16 protein-coding genes and 1 tRNA gene are annotated in these 15,321 nt (G+C 45.6%); 9 read left to right on the top strand and 8 right to left on the bottom strand.

Features of this window, described 5'->3' with window-relative positions; translation table 11 throughout:
* The first annotated feature begins 106 nt into the window (after positions 1-106).
* Positions 107-182: transfer RNA gene (locus ACLQ7H_RS25895), tRNA-Phe, on the top strand.
* A 230-nt stretch (positions 183-412) separates the two neighbouring features.
* Here the strand turns inward: ACLQ7H_RS25895 and ACLQ7H_RS25890 are convergent.
* Positions 413-1,393, bottom strand: coding sequence for a tyrosine-type recombinase/integrase (locus ACLQ7H_RS25890; RefSeq protein WP_411755149.1), 981 nt, complete (start codon positions 1,391-1,393; stop codon positions 413-415).
* Positions 1,394-1,416: 23 nt separating this feature from the next.
* Positions 1,417-2,811 (bottom strand): TraI domain-containing protein, encoded by a 1,395-nt coding sequence (locus ACLQ7H_RS25885; protein WP_411755148.1) that lies wholly within the window; start codon positions 2,809-2,811, stop codon positions 1,417-1,419.
* 937 nt (positions 2,812-3,748) lie between these two features.
* On the opposite strand from ACLQ7H_RS25885, the gene ACLQ7H_RS25880 reads away from it, so the two are divergent.
* The 8 genes from ACLQ7H_RS25880 (at position 3,749) to arsA (ACLQ7H_RS25845) (ending at position 10,121) form a co-directional block, all read left to right on the top strand.
* Positions 3,749-4,828, top strand: a complete 1,080-nt coding sequence (locus ACLQ7H_RS25880; protein WP_411755147.1) for a methyltransferase domain-containing protein — start codon at positions 3,749-3,751, stop codon at positions 4,826-4,828.
* 153 nt (positions 4,829-4,981) lie between these two features.
* Positions 4,982-5,365: a PadR family transcriptional regulator gene (locus ACLQ7H_RS25875; RefSeq protein WP_411755146.1), complete on the top strand. Its 384-nt coding sequence runs from the start codon at positions 4,982-4,984 to the stop codon at positions 5,363-5,365.
* A gap of 59 nt (positions 5,366-5,424) precedes the next feature.
* Positions 5,425-6,066 (top strand): MIP/aquaporin family protein, encoded by a 642-nt coding sequence (locus tag ACLQ7H_RS25870; RefSeq protein ID WP_411755145.1) that lies wholly within the window; start codon positions 5,425-5,427, stop codon positions 6,064-6,066.
* Between the two features lie 182 nt (positions 6,067-6,248).
* Positions 6,249-6,542 carry an ArsR/SmtB family transcription factor gene (locus tag ACLQ7H_RS25865; protein WP_050135222.1) on the top strand — a complete coding sequence of 98 codons (294 nt, stop codon included), beginning with the start codon at positions 6,249-6,251 and terminating at the stop codon, positions 6,540-6,542.
* A gap of 64 nt (positions 6,543-6,606) precedes the next feature.
* Complete coding sequence (gene arsH / locus ACLQ7H_RS25860) at positions 6,607-7,329, top strand: arsenical resistance protein ArsH (RefSeq protein ID WP_411755144.1); 723 nt, start codon at positions 6,607-6,609, stop codon at positions 7,327-7,329.
* A 7-nt stretch (positions 7,330-7,336) separates the two neighbouring features.
* On the top strand, positions 7,337-7,882 hold the full coding sequence (locus tag ACLQ7H_RS25855) for a sigma-70 family RNA polymerase sigma factor (RefSeq protein WP_231118604.1): 546 nt from the start codon (positions 7,337-7,339) through the stop codon (positions 7,880-7,882).
* Between the two features lie 75 nt (positions 7,883-7,957).
* Entirely contained in the window at positions 7,958-8,317 is a 360-nt protein-coding gene (locus ACLQ7H_RS25850; protein ID WP_411755143.1) for an arsenic metallochaperone ArsD family protein, read from the top strand.
* Between the two features lie 37 nt (positions 8,318-8,354).
* On the top strand, positions 8,355-10,121 hold the full coding sequence (gene arsA, locus ACLQ7H_RS25845) for an arsenical pump-driving ATPase (protein WP_411755142.1): 1,767 nt from the start codon (positions 8,355-8,357) through the stop codon (positions 10,119-10,121).
* Positions 10,122-10,174: 53 nt separating this feature from the next.
* On the opposite strand, the gene ACLQ7H_RS25840 is transcribed toward arsA (ACLQ7H_RS25845), so the two are convergent.
* The 6 genes from ACLQ7H_RS25840 to ACLQ7H_RS25815 form a co-directional block, all read right to left on the bottom strand.
* On the bottom strand, positions 10,175-10,678 hold the full coding sequence (locus ACLQ7H_RS25840) for an N-acetyltransferase family protein (protein WP_411755141.1): 504 nt from the start codon (positions 10,676-10,678) through the stop codon (positions 10,175-10,177).
* Between the two features lie 85 nt (positions 10,679-10,763).
* Complete coding sequence (gene arsC / locus ACLQ7H_RS25835; RefSeq protein ID WP_411755140.1) at positions 10,764-11,192, bottom strand: glutaredoxin-dependent arsenate reductase; 429 nt, start codon at positions 11,190-11,192, stop codon at positions 10,764-10,766.
* A gap of 78 nt (positions 11,193-11,270) precedes the next feature.
* Positions 11,271-12,560 (bottom strand): arsenic transporter, encoded by a 1,290-nt coding sequence (locus ACLQ7H_RS25830; RefSeq protein WP_411755139.1) that lies wholly within the window; start codon positions 12,558-12,560, stop codon positions 11,271-11,273.
* Between the two features lie 52 nt (positions 12,561-12,612).
* Positions 12,613-14,373, bottom strand: coding sequence for an arsenical pump-driving ATPase (arsA, locus tag ACLQ7H_RS25825; RefSeq protein ID WP_411755138.1), 1,761 nt, complete (start codon positions 14,371-14,373; stop codon positions 12,613-12,615).
* Between the two features lie 20 nt (positions 14,374-14,393).
* Positions 14,394-14,756, bottom strand: a complete 363-nt coding sequence (gene arsD, locus ACLQ7H_RS25820) for an arsenite efflux transporter metallochaperone ArsD (RefSeq protein WP_411755137.1) — start codon at positions 14,754-14,756, stop codon at positions 14,394-14,396.
* Positions 14,757-14,846: 90 nt separating this feature from the next.
* Complete coding sequence (locus ACLQ7H_RS25815) at positions 14,847-15,188, bottom strand: metalloregulator ArsR/SmtB family transcription factor (RefSeq protein WP_411755136.1); 342 nt, start codon at positions 15,186-15,188, stop codon at positions 14,847-14,849.
* Positions 15,189-15,321: the final 133 nt, after the last annotated feature.

The following is a 15,321-nucleotide window of genomic DNA, read 5'->3' as shown; positions in this document are numbered from 1 at the left end:
AATTACGCGCCCTTTGCCTGAAAAGCCAGCAATCGGCGCTGTTTTCACGTTTTTCGTCACAAATCCGTTGACGCCGCACGGCCAATACGGTTTAATGCGCCCCGTTGCCCGGATAGCTCAGTCGGTAGAGCAGGGGATTGAAAATCCCCGTGTCCTTGGTTCGATTCCGAGTCCGGGCACCATATTCAGAAGCGCTTGTCAAGATTTCAGGATGAAAAACTGACGGGCACGAAACGAGTCCTTGTTAACACGGTGTAGATCTTTTAGCTCTACTACTTAGGTTGTGATTGTTGAACATAGGCTCTTGAAAAGCTCGCCTGCTGATAACAGGCGGGCTGTTTCGCTTACAATTTTTACCGTTTTCGTATGCAAATGTCAAACTGTGTCAAGAAGATACTCTCATCCTGGCGCGCTATCGCTTGAATTCCTCCTCTAGAATATCCCGTAAGCTTTCCACATCCTCATCGATGTACTCCAGCGTAGAACGTAAACTGGAATGCCCTAGCAGGCGTTTTACGGCTTGAATATTACGATCCGGGGATTTCATCAGGTTAGTTGCTACCGTATGCCGAAAACGGTGGGGGCTGACGATAAACCGGCACTCTTTAGATATACGCCGAAAGAAAGCGCGAATAGGGTAAATGCCCATGACCTCTCCATTTTCTTCTCGCTTCGCTTTGCGTCCCATATCAAAACGATTCACATTGAATAGTTGCTCTTCCGGCTCAGCCCCTATCTCCAACGACCGGCTAACCAACTCTTCTAAACTGGGGAGTAATTCAGTGATGATGGGTATACGCAGTTCCCGGTGATTCTTTGCTCCTGCAATGATCAAATCAATCCACCGTTCCTCCAGATTCACGTCGCAGATGCGTACATGTCGAAGCTGGTTTTGTCGTATTGCGGTATAGCTGAGGGTATCGAGTACCGCCAACCAAAACCAGGCGGGTTTGCAGGCGTGGACTCGGTTATTCACTGACAGGCTCTTAGCATGTAACACTTCATGTTCACGATACTGAGACATAAGGCGATAAACAGCATCCGTCTGCCCCTTGGTTAAGGTTTTTTTCTTTTTCTTTCCCGCCCGAACAGCAGCTTTATTGAAGGGATTGACTTCATGTGCCAGTAGTCCATGTTTCATCCCGAAATTGAAAAGCGCTCTCATATGAGTCACTTTATTATTCCACGTTGTCGCTTCCAGTTTCTGCTCCTTCAAGACATGTCTGCGCCATCCAAGTACCAACGCATTGTCAACTTCATTCGGTGTTTTACTGGTGTATCGCAAAAAGGTTCTAACCACTTTACGGTAGCTCCATTCAGTATCATCCCTCACGGAGTTGATGAAAAAATAATGGTCTAACAGCTCTTCAAACGTTAGCAGCTTATCGCTCATTACCAAGAGTTCCCCATAACCTGTCATTTTACAATCATTAAGGAGCTATCTGCCGGAGGTGAAGCGTCACCATAAATTTTTGCGGCGGGTATCAGGTAACCATTGAAGGATTTATGACCTTCCTTATCCTGGCAACGATACACATTCGTCCCATCCGTTTGGCGTTTATGGAGCTTCTGCTTTTCAAACTGCTTTTGGACAGTTTTCCAATCACAGGGCTGTTCAGCCAAAGCAAATTTGTTATCTGATATGAACAGATAAAATATTGATGGCGTCCTCACAAACACATAACCCGCAATAATGTATACCTGAGAATCGCTTTCGTTAACTACAATTAATTGTTCTAAAAGATTTTTTTTCAACCAATCGCTAAAAGCAGATCCCAGATTAAGAACCGTTTCCTGTACCTCAGAGACAATGTTCGATTTTGTTTCAGTATCGTCATACCCCATGACAACCAACAACTCACTAGTCACATCTGTCGATATAACATCTATTTCACAGGGTAAATCACCATCTAATGCTGAGACTAGTTTGATATTTTCATTACCTTCCGCCCCTTCAGCAGATGTTATACCTGCAGAGAATGTCGTTAAAGAAGGTGTGTGACTCATTGGGAGTAACGAAGATGGGGTTATACTTCTCAAATCTGAAATGGGTTGAACAATCTGTTCTGCAGGTAATGCAGGTTCGCCCACCGAAGTGCGAATGGCATCTAAGACAATGGCATTGATTATTCCTGACTCACTTCGAAATCCCGTCAAATACAGCGACAACGTTTTCAGCACTTCAGGCCAGGTACTCAACCAGATCAATACCTCATCAGGGATGACTTTCCAGGCCAGCATCGCACCCAGACACTGCACCTGCATTGCATCAACACCAGGCTTGAAACGAAAACGGTAAGCTGCACCCGGCATGGCATTAAGCGGCATCCAGCACTGCCCACTCTCCAGTTCGACCTCAATATGGCATAACCTTTCAAGCGACTGCAGCATAGCTGCATAGACAATCACTGCATTCCAGGCGGCACTCTGTGAGGCCTGCTCTTCAGGTTGTGCGCCTACTGGTAACAGATGGTTTTTTGACAACCTGGCGGCGTAGGCAACCGTCTCAAGTAGGTGATCCACCATCCCCCCAAGATACGCATGATGCCCACTCTCCGTGGCAGGGAACTGCTGCATCAGAGTGACGCAGTGCTCAAGTGGTTGCAGGTAATACTGCTGGTACAGGTCTTTTGGTAGTGACGAGTAATCCCACAACGTTTGCAACCATTGACGGCGCTGTGGTGTAGCCAAAAGTTTGGCTGGTTGTTCAGGTGCATGATAGCCATCAGGAACACTAGCACCAGAGATCGCAACTCTCGCCTCCCCCTTTCCGATCGTCGTAGGTAGAAGTTTAAGGAGTGATTTCAACATGGCTCATCGACCAATAAGGTGTGTTTAGCAACAACCACAACTAACGCTTTTGAGATGAGGTAACTCGCTAAAAAACTCTCTTTTATCAACATAGTCAAAGCCTTACCATAAGTAAATCCTACCATTTTATGGATATGCTTTTTCTCAGCAACAAAGAACCATAACTCACGTTTAAAAAGTTATTTACCTTCATTTTGTCATAGCTATATTCAATCGATCTGCCCTTTTGGCGCTGCCGTTCTAATGAGCCAATCTTATAAAACTCAGTTTTTAAGGAACAAAAGTGTGTATTTAAGGAAAAAATCCAGAGATTTAGCATGGATTTTGTGCGTAAACCGCAAGAATCCCGAACACGATATTAGTGATAATAACCATTTCGCATAAAATTCACATGCTAAGTAAATTATTTAAATAAAAACAAAATAAATCATTTAAAATCAGTTAATTAGCATGAGTATAATTACAGCTTTTGCAAAAATCATTTGTCTTTATAACTGTAATTTCACGCTTGCAAGAATTAGAAAATACAATTCAACTCAGTTATGATGTTAAGTATTTAACACCAGAAAACACAAGTAATATAGTATATATATTTGTTTAATAACATTAAATTGGAGTTAAATTTTTTTCTAAAAATGATTATCACAATAATAATATTAAATTGAATTATATTCAGACCTTATAAAATGACATGAAATCGAGGATGCCAACCATAAATATAAGCCACTGTAATTTCAATTATTACACAATCAGTACAATCATCATAAATCGTTGGCAATATTATTTAATATCAATTAGTTAATTTCAATGGTAAATATTTTTAATGATTTTGAAATTCATGCCATTGACTATTAATACATCGTAGGGTTATACATTGTTGGGCAATGTAATGGTGGTTATTCTGAGTGCCGGTTATCATAATTTTAGGAGTAGACAAATGCTCACGACAGAAAACGAAGTCATAAAGCGTGTCAAAGAAGTACAGAACTACTACGGTAAAACTTTAGAGGATAAAAATGATCTTGTCACAAACGTTTGCACTGTAGATTCAGAACCAACTGGCGAAATAAAAGAAATTCTCTCTCTTATACACAATGATGTTCAAACTAGGTTCTATGGTTGTGGAACGCCATTTCCTCCTCAACTAAATGGTGCGACTGTATTAGATTTGGGATGTGGAGGCGGTCGCGACTGCTTTATTCTATCAAAATTAGTTGGCGAAAAAGGCAAGGTCATTGGCATTGATGCAACAAAAGAACAGATAGATTTTGCTAAAAGTCATATTGAATATCATCGTGATAAATTTAATTACAATGAATCTAACGTTCAATTTCATCATGGACGAATAGAAGAACTAGACTTGCTTGATATTCCTGAGGGTTCAGTTGATATCATAGTATCCAATTGTGTAATAAATCTATCAGTTGCTAAAGAAGAAGTTCTCGCTGGTATGCTTAAGCTATTAAAGCCAGGTGGCGAAATTTACTTTGCCGATATCTATTCTGATCGCCGACTACCACAATCACTTAAAGATGACGCCCAAATAGTGGGAGAGTGCATTGGCGATGTTTTATATTATGAAGATTTCTTCAGACTTGCCAGAAATGTGGGGTTTAATGACGTCAGAATAGCGGCAAGCTCATTAAAATCAATCCAAAACAAAGTAATAGAAGATAAACTAGCAGGAGCTAAACTTTACTCGATGACTTTCCGTCTATTTAAGCTCGACCTCGAAGACAAATGTGAAGATTATGGACAGGTCGCAATTTATAACGGTACTTTGCCAGATTCAGCACATCGATACTCTTTTGACCTTGAACATATTTTTGATGCGGGAAAAGCAACGCCAGTCTGCAGGAATACCGCTCTCATGCTATCAAAAACACGTTATGCTCCCCATTTCACCATTGTTGGGCAGGGGGAAACCCACTACGGCCCCTTCGACTGCGGAAATACTATAACTACCAAAGTAGCTTCTGAATCCCTCGGTACAGCTCCGGGCGGTTGTGGTTGCTAGTGTATATTCAATAAGCAATGACGTGACGGCCATCCCTGTGAATGTTACTCTAGGGGCATGAAGAGTATAGCTTTTGTTCTTCTAGACTGTACTCAAGCTAAATGGCCGTCAGAGAAGTAATTTTCGGCTGGACAATCAGTAGAAAGAGGCGCTATGTCTAGCAAAACATCAGGCTGTAAGCCTGCGCAAGATTACTTAAGTCAAGATTATTGGAAAGGGACCATTAAAATGTCTTTATCCAAGTTTTTTATTTTGTGTGTCCTACATGAAGCGCCCATGCACGGATATGACATTGCACGCGCTGTAGATCGTAAAACCCAAGGTTGCTGTTCGCCCAGTGAGGGGGCTTTATATCCCGCCCTTCGTGAATTCGAAAATGGGGGTTACCTGACTTCCAATAATGAGACTGTTAATGGAAGAGGCCGCAAAGTCTATTGCCTGACAGATAAGGGACGTGAAGCATTTCGCGTTGCAGTTAGCGCCTGGATGGAAGTGACTCAGTGGATTAATGATACAGAGCGCTTTATTTCAGAGTGAGTCATACATTTTTATTTAACTTATTAATTCTCATGGTAAATAACCTGGAAGGTATTTTCATGTCTAAATTAATCGGCAAAGGATTTATATCTGAAGCGATAGGCGTATTCACCTTAGTGTTCATTGGCGTCGGTGCAATTATTGTTAATCAAAGAACACATGAAATCGGAAATTTTGGCATCGCATTAGCTTTTGGACTAAGTGTCACTTTAATTATCAGTTCAATATCTAAAGCGAGTGGCGCACATTTAAATCCTATTGTAACTCTTTCATTATGTGCTACTGGAAAATGTTCCTCAAAATGTGCATTCTATTATATGATTGCACAAGTCATTGGTGCATCAATAGCCTCCGCCACACTCTATTTTCTTTTTGGTGATTTATTACAATTTGGTGTTACTGTAGTTTCTAAAGATTTAAAGCTGATCGATGGCTTTGTCATAGAGCTTATTATGTCATTCTTCTTAGTATTAACCGTTTTACATACTTCTAATGCTTTTATTATTGGCATTGTTGTTTTTTTAAATGCTTTTATAGGCGGTAGTTTAACGGGAGCAAGCATGAACCCGGCTAGGAGTTTTGGCCCTGCAATGATTAGTAATCATTGGGACTACCAATGGCTTTATTGGTTAGCCCCTTTAACAGGAGCATTACTTGCAATAATTGTATATTATTTTAATATACGGAAACCATCTCAGTGAAAGTCATTTCGTCGTTATTCTTTGACAGAGTTTATGGCAATCAGTTTATACCTTCTTCTCATACAGAGGCTTAACTACATCAACTGATTTTTAGTCAGTTAAAAAATGTCTGTGAAGGGCTTTATGATAACAAATATTTCTGTTATTCTCGAAATATGGAAATGAACAAAGCGAGAGTCATGATGGAACTAGATGCCGTCGCAAGCGCCCTGAAAGAGTTGGGCCACCCTACCCGGTTGAGCGTTTACAAAGCGCTTGTCCGGTCTGGAGAGTGCGGGCTTCCCGTTGGTGAACTGCAAAAACGGTTAGACATTCCAGGCTCCACATTGAGTCATCACATTTCTGCACTAGTGTCGGTCGGTTTGCTGCAACAACGTCGTGAAGGCCGTACGCTGCATTGCCTTCCGCAATACGAAGTCCTCAACCAAATCGTCTCTTTCCTGGTTGAAGAGTGCTGTGCCGATCAAGACAAGTAATCACAATACACTGAATTTATTCTGTTTAATTCGAAGTAAAAAATGCTGGGAGAAGCAATACACGATGAGCGACCTACTTTCTACATTGGATAACGTGGATAAGCCCCTCTTTGATTTGAGTATTTCTGAAGATCGATTTTTCGGTAAAAAAATCAATCATGCACCACGTATCTTGATGCTCTACGGCTCAGTGCGGGAGCGTTCTTACAGCAGGCTCGCGACGGAAGAAGCAGCACGTTTGTTGACAGCTATGGGTGCGGACGTGCGTATTTTTAATCCATCCGGATTACCGCTACCTGACGATGCCCCCGATACTCATCCTAAAGTGATGGAGTTGCGTGAGTTGGTGATGTGGTCCGAAGGCATGGTGTGGTGCTCACCAGAGCGTCACGGTGCGATGACGGGGATCATGAAGGCTCAAATAGATTGGATACCTCTTTCGACCGGTGCCGTTCGTCCCTCACAGGGAAAAACGCTGGCAGTGATGCAAGTCAGTGGAGGTTCCCAATCATTTAACGCTGTGAATCAAATGCGTATCCTCGGGCGTTGGATGAGGATGATCACTATCCCAAATCAATCTTCTGTAGCAAAAGCCTGGCAGGAATTTGATGATGAAGGCCGAATGAAACCTTCGTCCTATTATGATCGTATCGTCGATGTGATGGAGGAACTCATGAAATTCACCCTACTCACTCGCAGTAATTCTGACTATCTTGTCAATCGCTACAGCGAGCGTAAAGAAAGTGCTGAGGCGCTGTCTGCCCGCGTCAATCAAGGGAGCATCTAGCCAGACAATGGAGGCACTTCAACAGTTTAATCACTGCATGACCACCTTTTGGACTCAGCATCAGGCTGAGTTCCACCAGTTTTTGAGAGCAAGAACTGGCGATAACGAATTAGCGTCCGACTTATTACAGGAGCTTTTTCTCAAAGCCAGATCGGTTTCTGATAACTTTTGCCAAATGCAGAACCCCAGAGCCTGGTTGTATACCTGTGCCCGCAATTTATTAATTGATACGCATAGAACTGCCAAGCCATTTCAGGAACTGCAAGAGTCATTTCTGTATCAAGAAGAACATTCACCGGCCATTACGTCATTGACAGAATGTTTGCCTGAGGTGCTTCAAACACTCAATGAGGAAGAGCGTGAACTCATTGAACTTTGCGATATCTATCAGTACAGCCAGAAAGAAGTAGCAACATACAAAAATCTGTCACTTCCCGCGGTTAAATCGCGGTTACTCCGCGCCAGGCAACACCTTAAGCAGCAAATGATGGAAACCTGTACCATTGAGCTGGATGAGTTGGCCCAAATCTGTTGCCATAAAAAAATTTCCTGAAAAAACGCATCCTTTTCTATCCCCATTCGTTTACCTCAATGTAAGGCTACCCACTACTACATTGAGGATCAGAAAATGCCAAAAATTGAAATCTTTGAACCGGCTGGCTGCTGTGCAACCAGTAGTGTTGTTGTCAATCAGGACGCCATCACTTTCAGCACGGATATGGAATGGTGCAAGCAGAATGGGCTGGATGTTACTCGGCATAATCTGTCAAAAAATCCGCAAAGCTTTCTGCAAAACACCGTCGTCAAATCTTTCCTAAATTCTTCGGGGGCAGACTCCCTTCCATTAACCCTGCTTGATGGAAATGTAGTTATGGCAGGGCGTCTTCCTACCCGAGTTGATTTTGCCCGCTGGACAGATACCCCGTTGACTGCGGACTCAGCGGACACTAAGCAACCATCCTGTTGCTCTATCCCCCGTATGCCATAACGTTCCGAAAAATTTAAAAAGTTAGAAGAGGTTCATCATGAAAATTAATTTTTTAGAAGGGATTACCCCCTTTATTTTCTTTACCGGGAAAGGTGGCGTTGGGAAAACATCGCTGGCTTGCGCCACCGCAGTTACACTGGCTGACAGCGGGAAAAAGGTTCTACTTGTCAGTACCGACCCTGCGTCAAACGTCGGACAGGTATTTGACCAGAAAATTGGGCACCAGATTGTTGCTATCGCAAAAGTTGCCAACCTGTCAGCGATGGAAGTCGATCCAATGGCTGCGGCACAAGCCTACCGAGACCGTGTGTTAGATCCGGTCCGTGATGTGATGCCCAAAGAAATTGTGCAAAGTATTGAAGAACAACTGTCAGGCTCTTGCACCACGGAGATCGCCGCCTTTGATGAGTTTACTGGCTTGCTCACCAACACTTCTCTTCGCAGCGATTTTGACCATATTGTTTTCGACACGGCACCAACAGGCCATACAATCCGTATGTTGGAACTGCCTGGAGCCTGGTCAGGCTATCTTGAAGCCAACCCCGACGCAGCAGCAAACCTGGGGCCACTCATCGGTCTTGAAAAACAGAGAAATCAATATGCTGATGCCGTTGCCGCACTGTCAGACCCTGAACTGACTCGATTGGTACTAGTTGCCAGAGCCCAGGCATCGACACTGAAAGAGGTCTCTCACACCTATGAGGAGCTCTACAATATTGGTCTGAAGCAGCAATACCTGGCTATCAACGGTATCCTGCCTGCAGAAGCGGCCAAGAATGACATTCTGGCCGAAAGCATCATTGCCCGAGAAAAAAAGGCACTGAATGAAATGCCGAAGAATCTTTCCGCATTACCCTTAAGCCAACTGCCGTTGAAACCGTTCAACCTGGTAGGCTTGGATGCACTGCGCAAATTGTTCACCGATAGCAACACTGACGAACTGGAAACGATCCGGGCTGACCAGCAGGATCTGACCTTCCCTAGATTGTCTCAACTCGTCGATGAATTAAGTGCGTCAGGCAAAGGCCTAGTGATGACAATGGGTAAAGGTGGCGTAGGTAAAACTACCATTGCCGCCTCTATTGCAGTTTCACTCGCACAAAAAGGGCATAAAGTTCATTTAACAACCTCAGATCCTGCAGCCCATTTATCTTATACCCTTGATGGTAGCCTGGATAACCTGACGGTCAGCAGGATAGACCCGAAGGTTGAGACAGAAAAGTATCGCCAGTTTGTTCTGAGTAATCAGGGTAAGGGACTTGATGCTGAAGGGTTAGCGGTTTTAGAGGAGGATTTACGCTCCCCGTGTACTGAAGAGATTGCAGTCTTTCAGGCATTCTCCCGCGTCATTAAAGAAGCAGAAGACCATTTCGTCATTATGGACACCGCACCGACCGGCCATACGTTGCTGTTGCTGGACGCCACCGGCGCTTACCACCGCGAAATGGTACGTCAGATGGGACAAAGTGGTGAACAAGCATTGACCCCCATGATGCAACTGCAAGATCCTGATCAAACGAAGGTGGTGATTGTCACCCTCGCTGAAACTACACCGGTATTGGAAGCGGCCAACCTGCAGGAAGATCTGCGCCGGGCAGACATTGAGCCTTGGGCATGGGTTATCAATAATAGCCTGGCGGCTGCATCACCCAGCTCTCCATTCCTCATTACCCGCTCAAATCGCGAACTGCCCCTCATTTCTGAGGTTGAAAAGAAATACGGCCACCGGATTGCGGTTGTCCCTCAACAATCGGCTGATCCTGTTGGATTAGTCCAGCTACAAAAATTAGCAGATAGCGAATAAAATCCACAAATACACAAGGCACGCAGCGCAAAGCGTGCCTTGTTCAAAGGGTTTTAGCTTTGATAATTCACTACCTTGCTTCTTCTTTCCATCAAAACAACATCCCGCCACACGCCACTCATCTCACCGACTTTTTCCCTGATACCTATCACGCGAAAACCCGACTTTTCATGTAGCCCGACACTGCCTTTGTTTTCAGGAAAAATGCCCACAATCAGCGTCCAGATCCCGGCCTCTTCAGACACATTAATCATATGGGACATCAATTTGTAACCAATACCCTGCCCACTGCTTTGAGGATTCACGTAAACGCTCACTTCAGCGACGCCGCGATAGGCGTGACGTTTAGAAAAAGCAGATAATGCAATCCAACCTTCAATTTTACCATCCATGAGCGCGACATAGCGACACTGCTCCATATGACCATCGTTCCAATCATGCCAGCTCGGCGATTCTGTTTGAAAGGTTGCATGACCCGTATTGATCCCCTCTTGATAGATAGCACTGACTGCAGACCAATCTTTTTCTGTCATTTCTCGAACATGCACTTCTTTCATCGGCTGTATCCTTAGAGGGTTATTTATTGTCCTAAGTGTCAAACACAAAAAGGGAGCATTCAATGCTCCCTTTGGTGCTATCTATTTATTTCTCTATACGTTTACCCTGTTCATCTACCACCCGTTCACCATCTTCCTTGGTGAACGAGCCTCGTTGCGCATCGGGCAAAATCTCCAACACCACCTCAGAAGGTCGACACAGCCGGGTACCCAGCGGAGTGACAACTATCGGACGGTTGATCAGGATGGGATGCTGCAGCATAAAATCGACCAGTTGGTCATCGCTGAAGGTCTCTTCTGCCAGACCTAATTGCTCATAAGGCTCGACGTTTTTACGTAACAACGCCCGAACCGTAATCCCCATATCCGCGATCAATTTTACCAGCACCTCACGACTTGGCGGTGTTTCCAGATACAGAATAACTGTGGGCTCAGTGCCACTGTTGCGAATTAACTCCAACGTGTTACGCGATGTTCCACAGGCCGGATTATGATAAATAGTCACATTGCTCATCTGGATGATCTCTCATTGAAATACCCGAAGGCTATGCCTTCGGGTGTTGTTGATTAAACCCTGTTTTTTAACCAATATTTACAGAGATACTGATAACCTCAGTGCTAATGCTGCCAGTGTGACAAACAGCACCGGGATCGTCATGACAATGCCCACCCGGAAATAATAGCCCCAGGTAATGGTCATATTTTTTTGTGACAGCACATGCAGCCACAATAAGGTCGCCAGGCTACCTATCGGGGTGATTTTCGGCCCCAGATCGCTGCCGATGACGTTGGCATAAATCATCGCCTCCTTGATCACGCCGGTGGCAGAACTGCCATCAATCGACAGAGCCCCAACCAAAACTGTGGGCATATTGTTCATGATGGATGACAGGAACGCCGTCAGGAATCCGGTTCCGAGCGTCGCCACCCATAATCCCTGCTCCCCCAGTTGATTCAGCAAGGCGGATAGGTAGTGAGTCAGCCCCGCATTGCGCAGGCCATAAACTACTAGGTACATACCCAGTGAGAAGATAACGATTTGCCAAGGTGCGCCGCGCAGCACTTTACCAGTGTTGATGGCATGTCCTTTCTTCGCTACGGCAAACAAAATCAGTGCCCCGACGGCGGCGACCAAACTGACAGGCACACCGAGCGGTTCCAGGCCAAAGAAACCCACCAACAGCAGCACCAGAACCAACCAGCCAGTTTTAAAGGTGTTGATATCGCGGATAGCCTCTTTTGGTGCCTTCAACAGAGACAGATCGTAAACGGCGGGAATATCTTTGCGGAAAAACAAATGCAGCATGACCAGCGTCGCCGCAATGGCAGCCAGGTTAACAGGCACCATCACTGCCGCGTATTCAGTGAATCCAAGATTAAAGAAATCAGCCGAAACAATATTCACCAGATTCGAGACGATAAGCGGTAAGCTGGCCGTATCGGCAATGAATCCCGCCGCCATTACAAAAGCCAACGTAGCCCCACGACTAAAGCCCAGCGCCAGAAGCATCGCAATCACAATAGGCGTCAGGATGAGCGCGGCACCATCGTTAGCGAACAGTGCCGCCACCGCAGCCCCGAGTAATATAATATAGGTAAACAGCAAACGGCCACGGCCATTGCCCCAGCGAGCCACATGCAGTGCGGCCCATTCAAAGAAACCGGATTCATCCAACAGCAGACTGATGATGATCACGGCAATAAAAGTCGCGGTCGCATTCCAGACGATCTGCCAGACCACCGGAATATCACCCATGTGAACGACACCGGTCAGTAACGCCAGACCCGCGCCTAGCATTGCACTCCAACCAATTCCCAACCCTCTGGGTTGCCAGATAACCAGCACAATGGTCAGGACAAAAATAGCACCTGCCAATAACATAACGCCCCCGAAAGGGCAAAAGTATCCCCTTTGCCCTGTAAATGTTTATACGTTAAACGTCACCGGCCAGATGGCTCAGACGTGCAATACCAATGGGTTCTTCTTCCTGCAACGGGATCAATGCCAACCGTGTAGACAATGCGTCTCTGACTTTTATTATCTGCTCAACCTCATGCGATGCACGTAACTGCAACAGCGATGACGAGGTAGACGTTCCGAGCAGACTGTTGTTGATAAGCCATGCCCAGGGTTCAATACCTGCCCGACGCAAATCTTCCTGCAGGTTGGCCGCCTCCAACACTGGCGTTGTCTCAGGCAACGTCACCAATAACACCTTAGTGCGTTTTTCATCCTGCAACTGCATCATTGGCGTCAGGTAATGCCCATGTTCACCCATACGTTTTTCCACCTCACGGTGATAAGCGCCGGTGGCATCCAGCAACAGCAACGTATGGCCGGTCGGTGCCGTATCCATCACCACAAATCGTTTACCGGCCTCACGGATCACACGGGAAAAAGCCTGAAAGACCGCAATCTCTTCAGTACATGGGGAGCGGAGATCCTCTTCCAATAACGCCTTGCCCTGTGCATCTAGGCTTTTGCCTTTAGTAGACAAGACATGCTGACGATAGCGTTCCGTCTCAGCCAGGGGATCTATCCTGCTGACCGTCAGATTTTCGCGTTGCCCATTCAAGGTATTCTCAAGATGGGCTGCGGGATCAGAAGTGGTCAGGTGAACATCCAGCCCTTTCTCAGCCAGTTTTACTGCAATCGACGCAGCTAAGGTGGTTTTACCTACGCCACCTTTACCCATCAGCATCACCAAACCGTGTTTATCAACGGCAATCTCCGCAACCAGAGAGGACAGTGTGGGTAATTTCGGCAAAGTGTCTGTCATGTGTTGTTTAGAGGTTGAATGGCGTGTTTCGTTTTTTACCAGAAGCTGGCGCAACGCATCGATACCTACTATATTCACCGGTTGCAGCATCAAATCATCTCGGGGTAATCCCGTGAGAACCTCGGGTAATTCACTCAGAGCCTGCTTTTCACGCAAATACAATGCGCGAGCCAGCTTGTCTGCCTGAGCTTCGGCTTCAGGCAATATGCCGTTAACCACCAGATACTGATTACGTAACCCGACCTGAGCCAGTTCGTGGTGGGTTCTGCCGACCTCAGATAATGTTGATTTTTGCGCTCTGGCAACCAATATCAGGCGGGTTCTTTCTGCATCTGATAAGGCCTGCAATGCATGGGCATAGCGGTCACGCTGCTTTTCCAAACCCGCCAAAGGGCCCAGACACGATGAACCTTCTGGATTACTGTCGATAAAACTGCTCCATGCACCGGGGAGCTGTAACAAACGGATGGTATGTCCGGTAGGTGCAGTGTCGAAAATCACATGGTCAAAATCATCAAGTAGCGAAGCATCGGTCAACAAGCCCGTAAACTCATCAAATGCCGCAATCTCCGTGGTGCAAGCCCCTGACAATTGCTCTTCAATACTGCGAACCACCGCCTCTGGCAAAAGTCCTTTTACTGGATCAACAATACGGGAGCGGTAAAGCTGAGCCGCCTCCTGAGGGTCAATTTCCAGCGCGGATAATCCCGGTACATCAGCGATTGCGGTGATGGTATTACCGATATGCTGATTAAACACCTGACCGACGTTTGAGGCAGGATCGGTGCTAACCAAGAGTACACGCTTGCCTGCATCCGCTAACGCGATCGCACTGGCACATGAAATGGATGTTTTACCGACGCCGCCTTTCCCGGTAAAAAAGAGAAAAACCGGTGGATATCTTAAGAAGTTCATCACTCACTTCCCCTCATGGATTAACAGCAAGACGTGTTGCCACTACAGCAACCTTTAGATGCAATGCCTGTGATTTCCAGTGGAATCTTGCACCAGCGAGCCAGGTCAGCACGCGTAGGGTAACGCCCTGCCATCACAAATTCCCCATCGAGCAGAATTAGCGGCAAGCCTTCAGCACCTGAGTTTTCAAGAAAATTTTTGACCAAGATATTGTCAATAAAGGCCATTGGTTGTTGAGAGAGGTTGTAACGTGTAACGGTGATCCCTCGCTTTTTGAGCCAGTCTACATCAGCCGAGAATGTCACCAAGGCCTGGTCAACATCGGTACCGCATACGCCGGTACTACAACATAATGCAGGGTCATAAACTGAGAGAGTTTTCATCGATTCCTTCCTTCCCGTGGTTTGGTTGATCTGTTCTCCCTTCAATCAAATATGAAAAAACAGATATGATAGGGTAAATTTTTTAATGTATCAGAGACAAACAGCCTTACCGCCCGTGGTCACATTGCCTCTCGCCAGTAAAATAATTTCATCTCGTTGACTGAGATAGGCCTGCTCAATCACGGTGGCAGCCCAGGCAGGAATATGCGGTGACAAGCGATAGTGGATCCACTTTCCTGCCCGGCGATCCAACAAAAGTCCAGACTCTCTCAACATTGCCAAGTGTCTTGAAATCTTGGGCTGAGACTCATTCAGCGTATTACAAAGCTCACAAACACACAGCTCGCCGGACTCTCGCAACAGCAGAATGATACTCAGACGGGTTTCGTCTGATAGATTTTTGAAAAGTTGCAAAGGTGTGAGTGCGATCATGGGAGCTCCAGAACTGAATACTGAAGTTATCATAGGACTACTAAAACCAAAGTCAATTATATATTCGTTTTTCCATATTCATTGATTAAATTTTATTGAAAAAAGCACATCTCAACATATAGAGGTCATCTTC

This window comes from Serratia sp. (in: enterobacteria), assembly GCF_046715635.1.
GTDB lineage: Bacteria > Pseudomonadota > Gammaproteobacteria > Enterobacterales > Enterobacteriaceae > Chania.
Note: the sequence above shows the minus strand (reverse complement) of the source record. Positions and strands in the feature narration are given on the sequence as shown.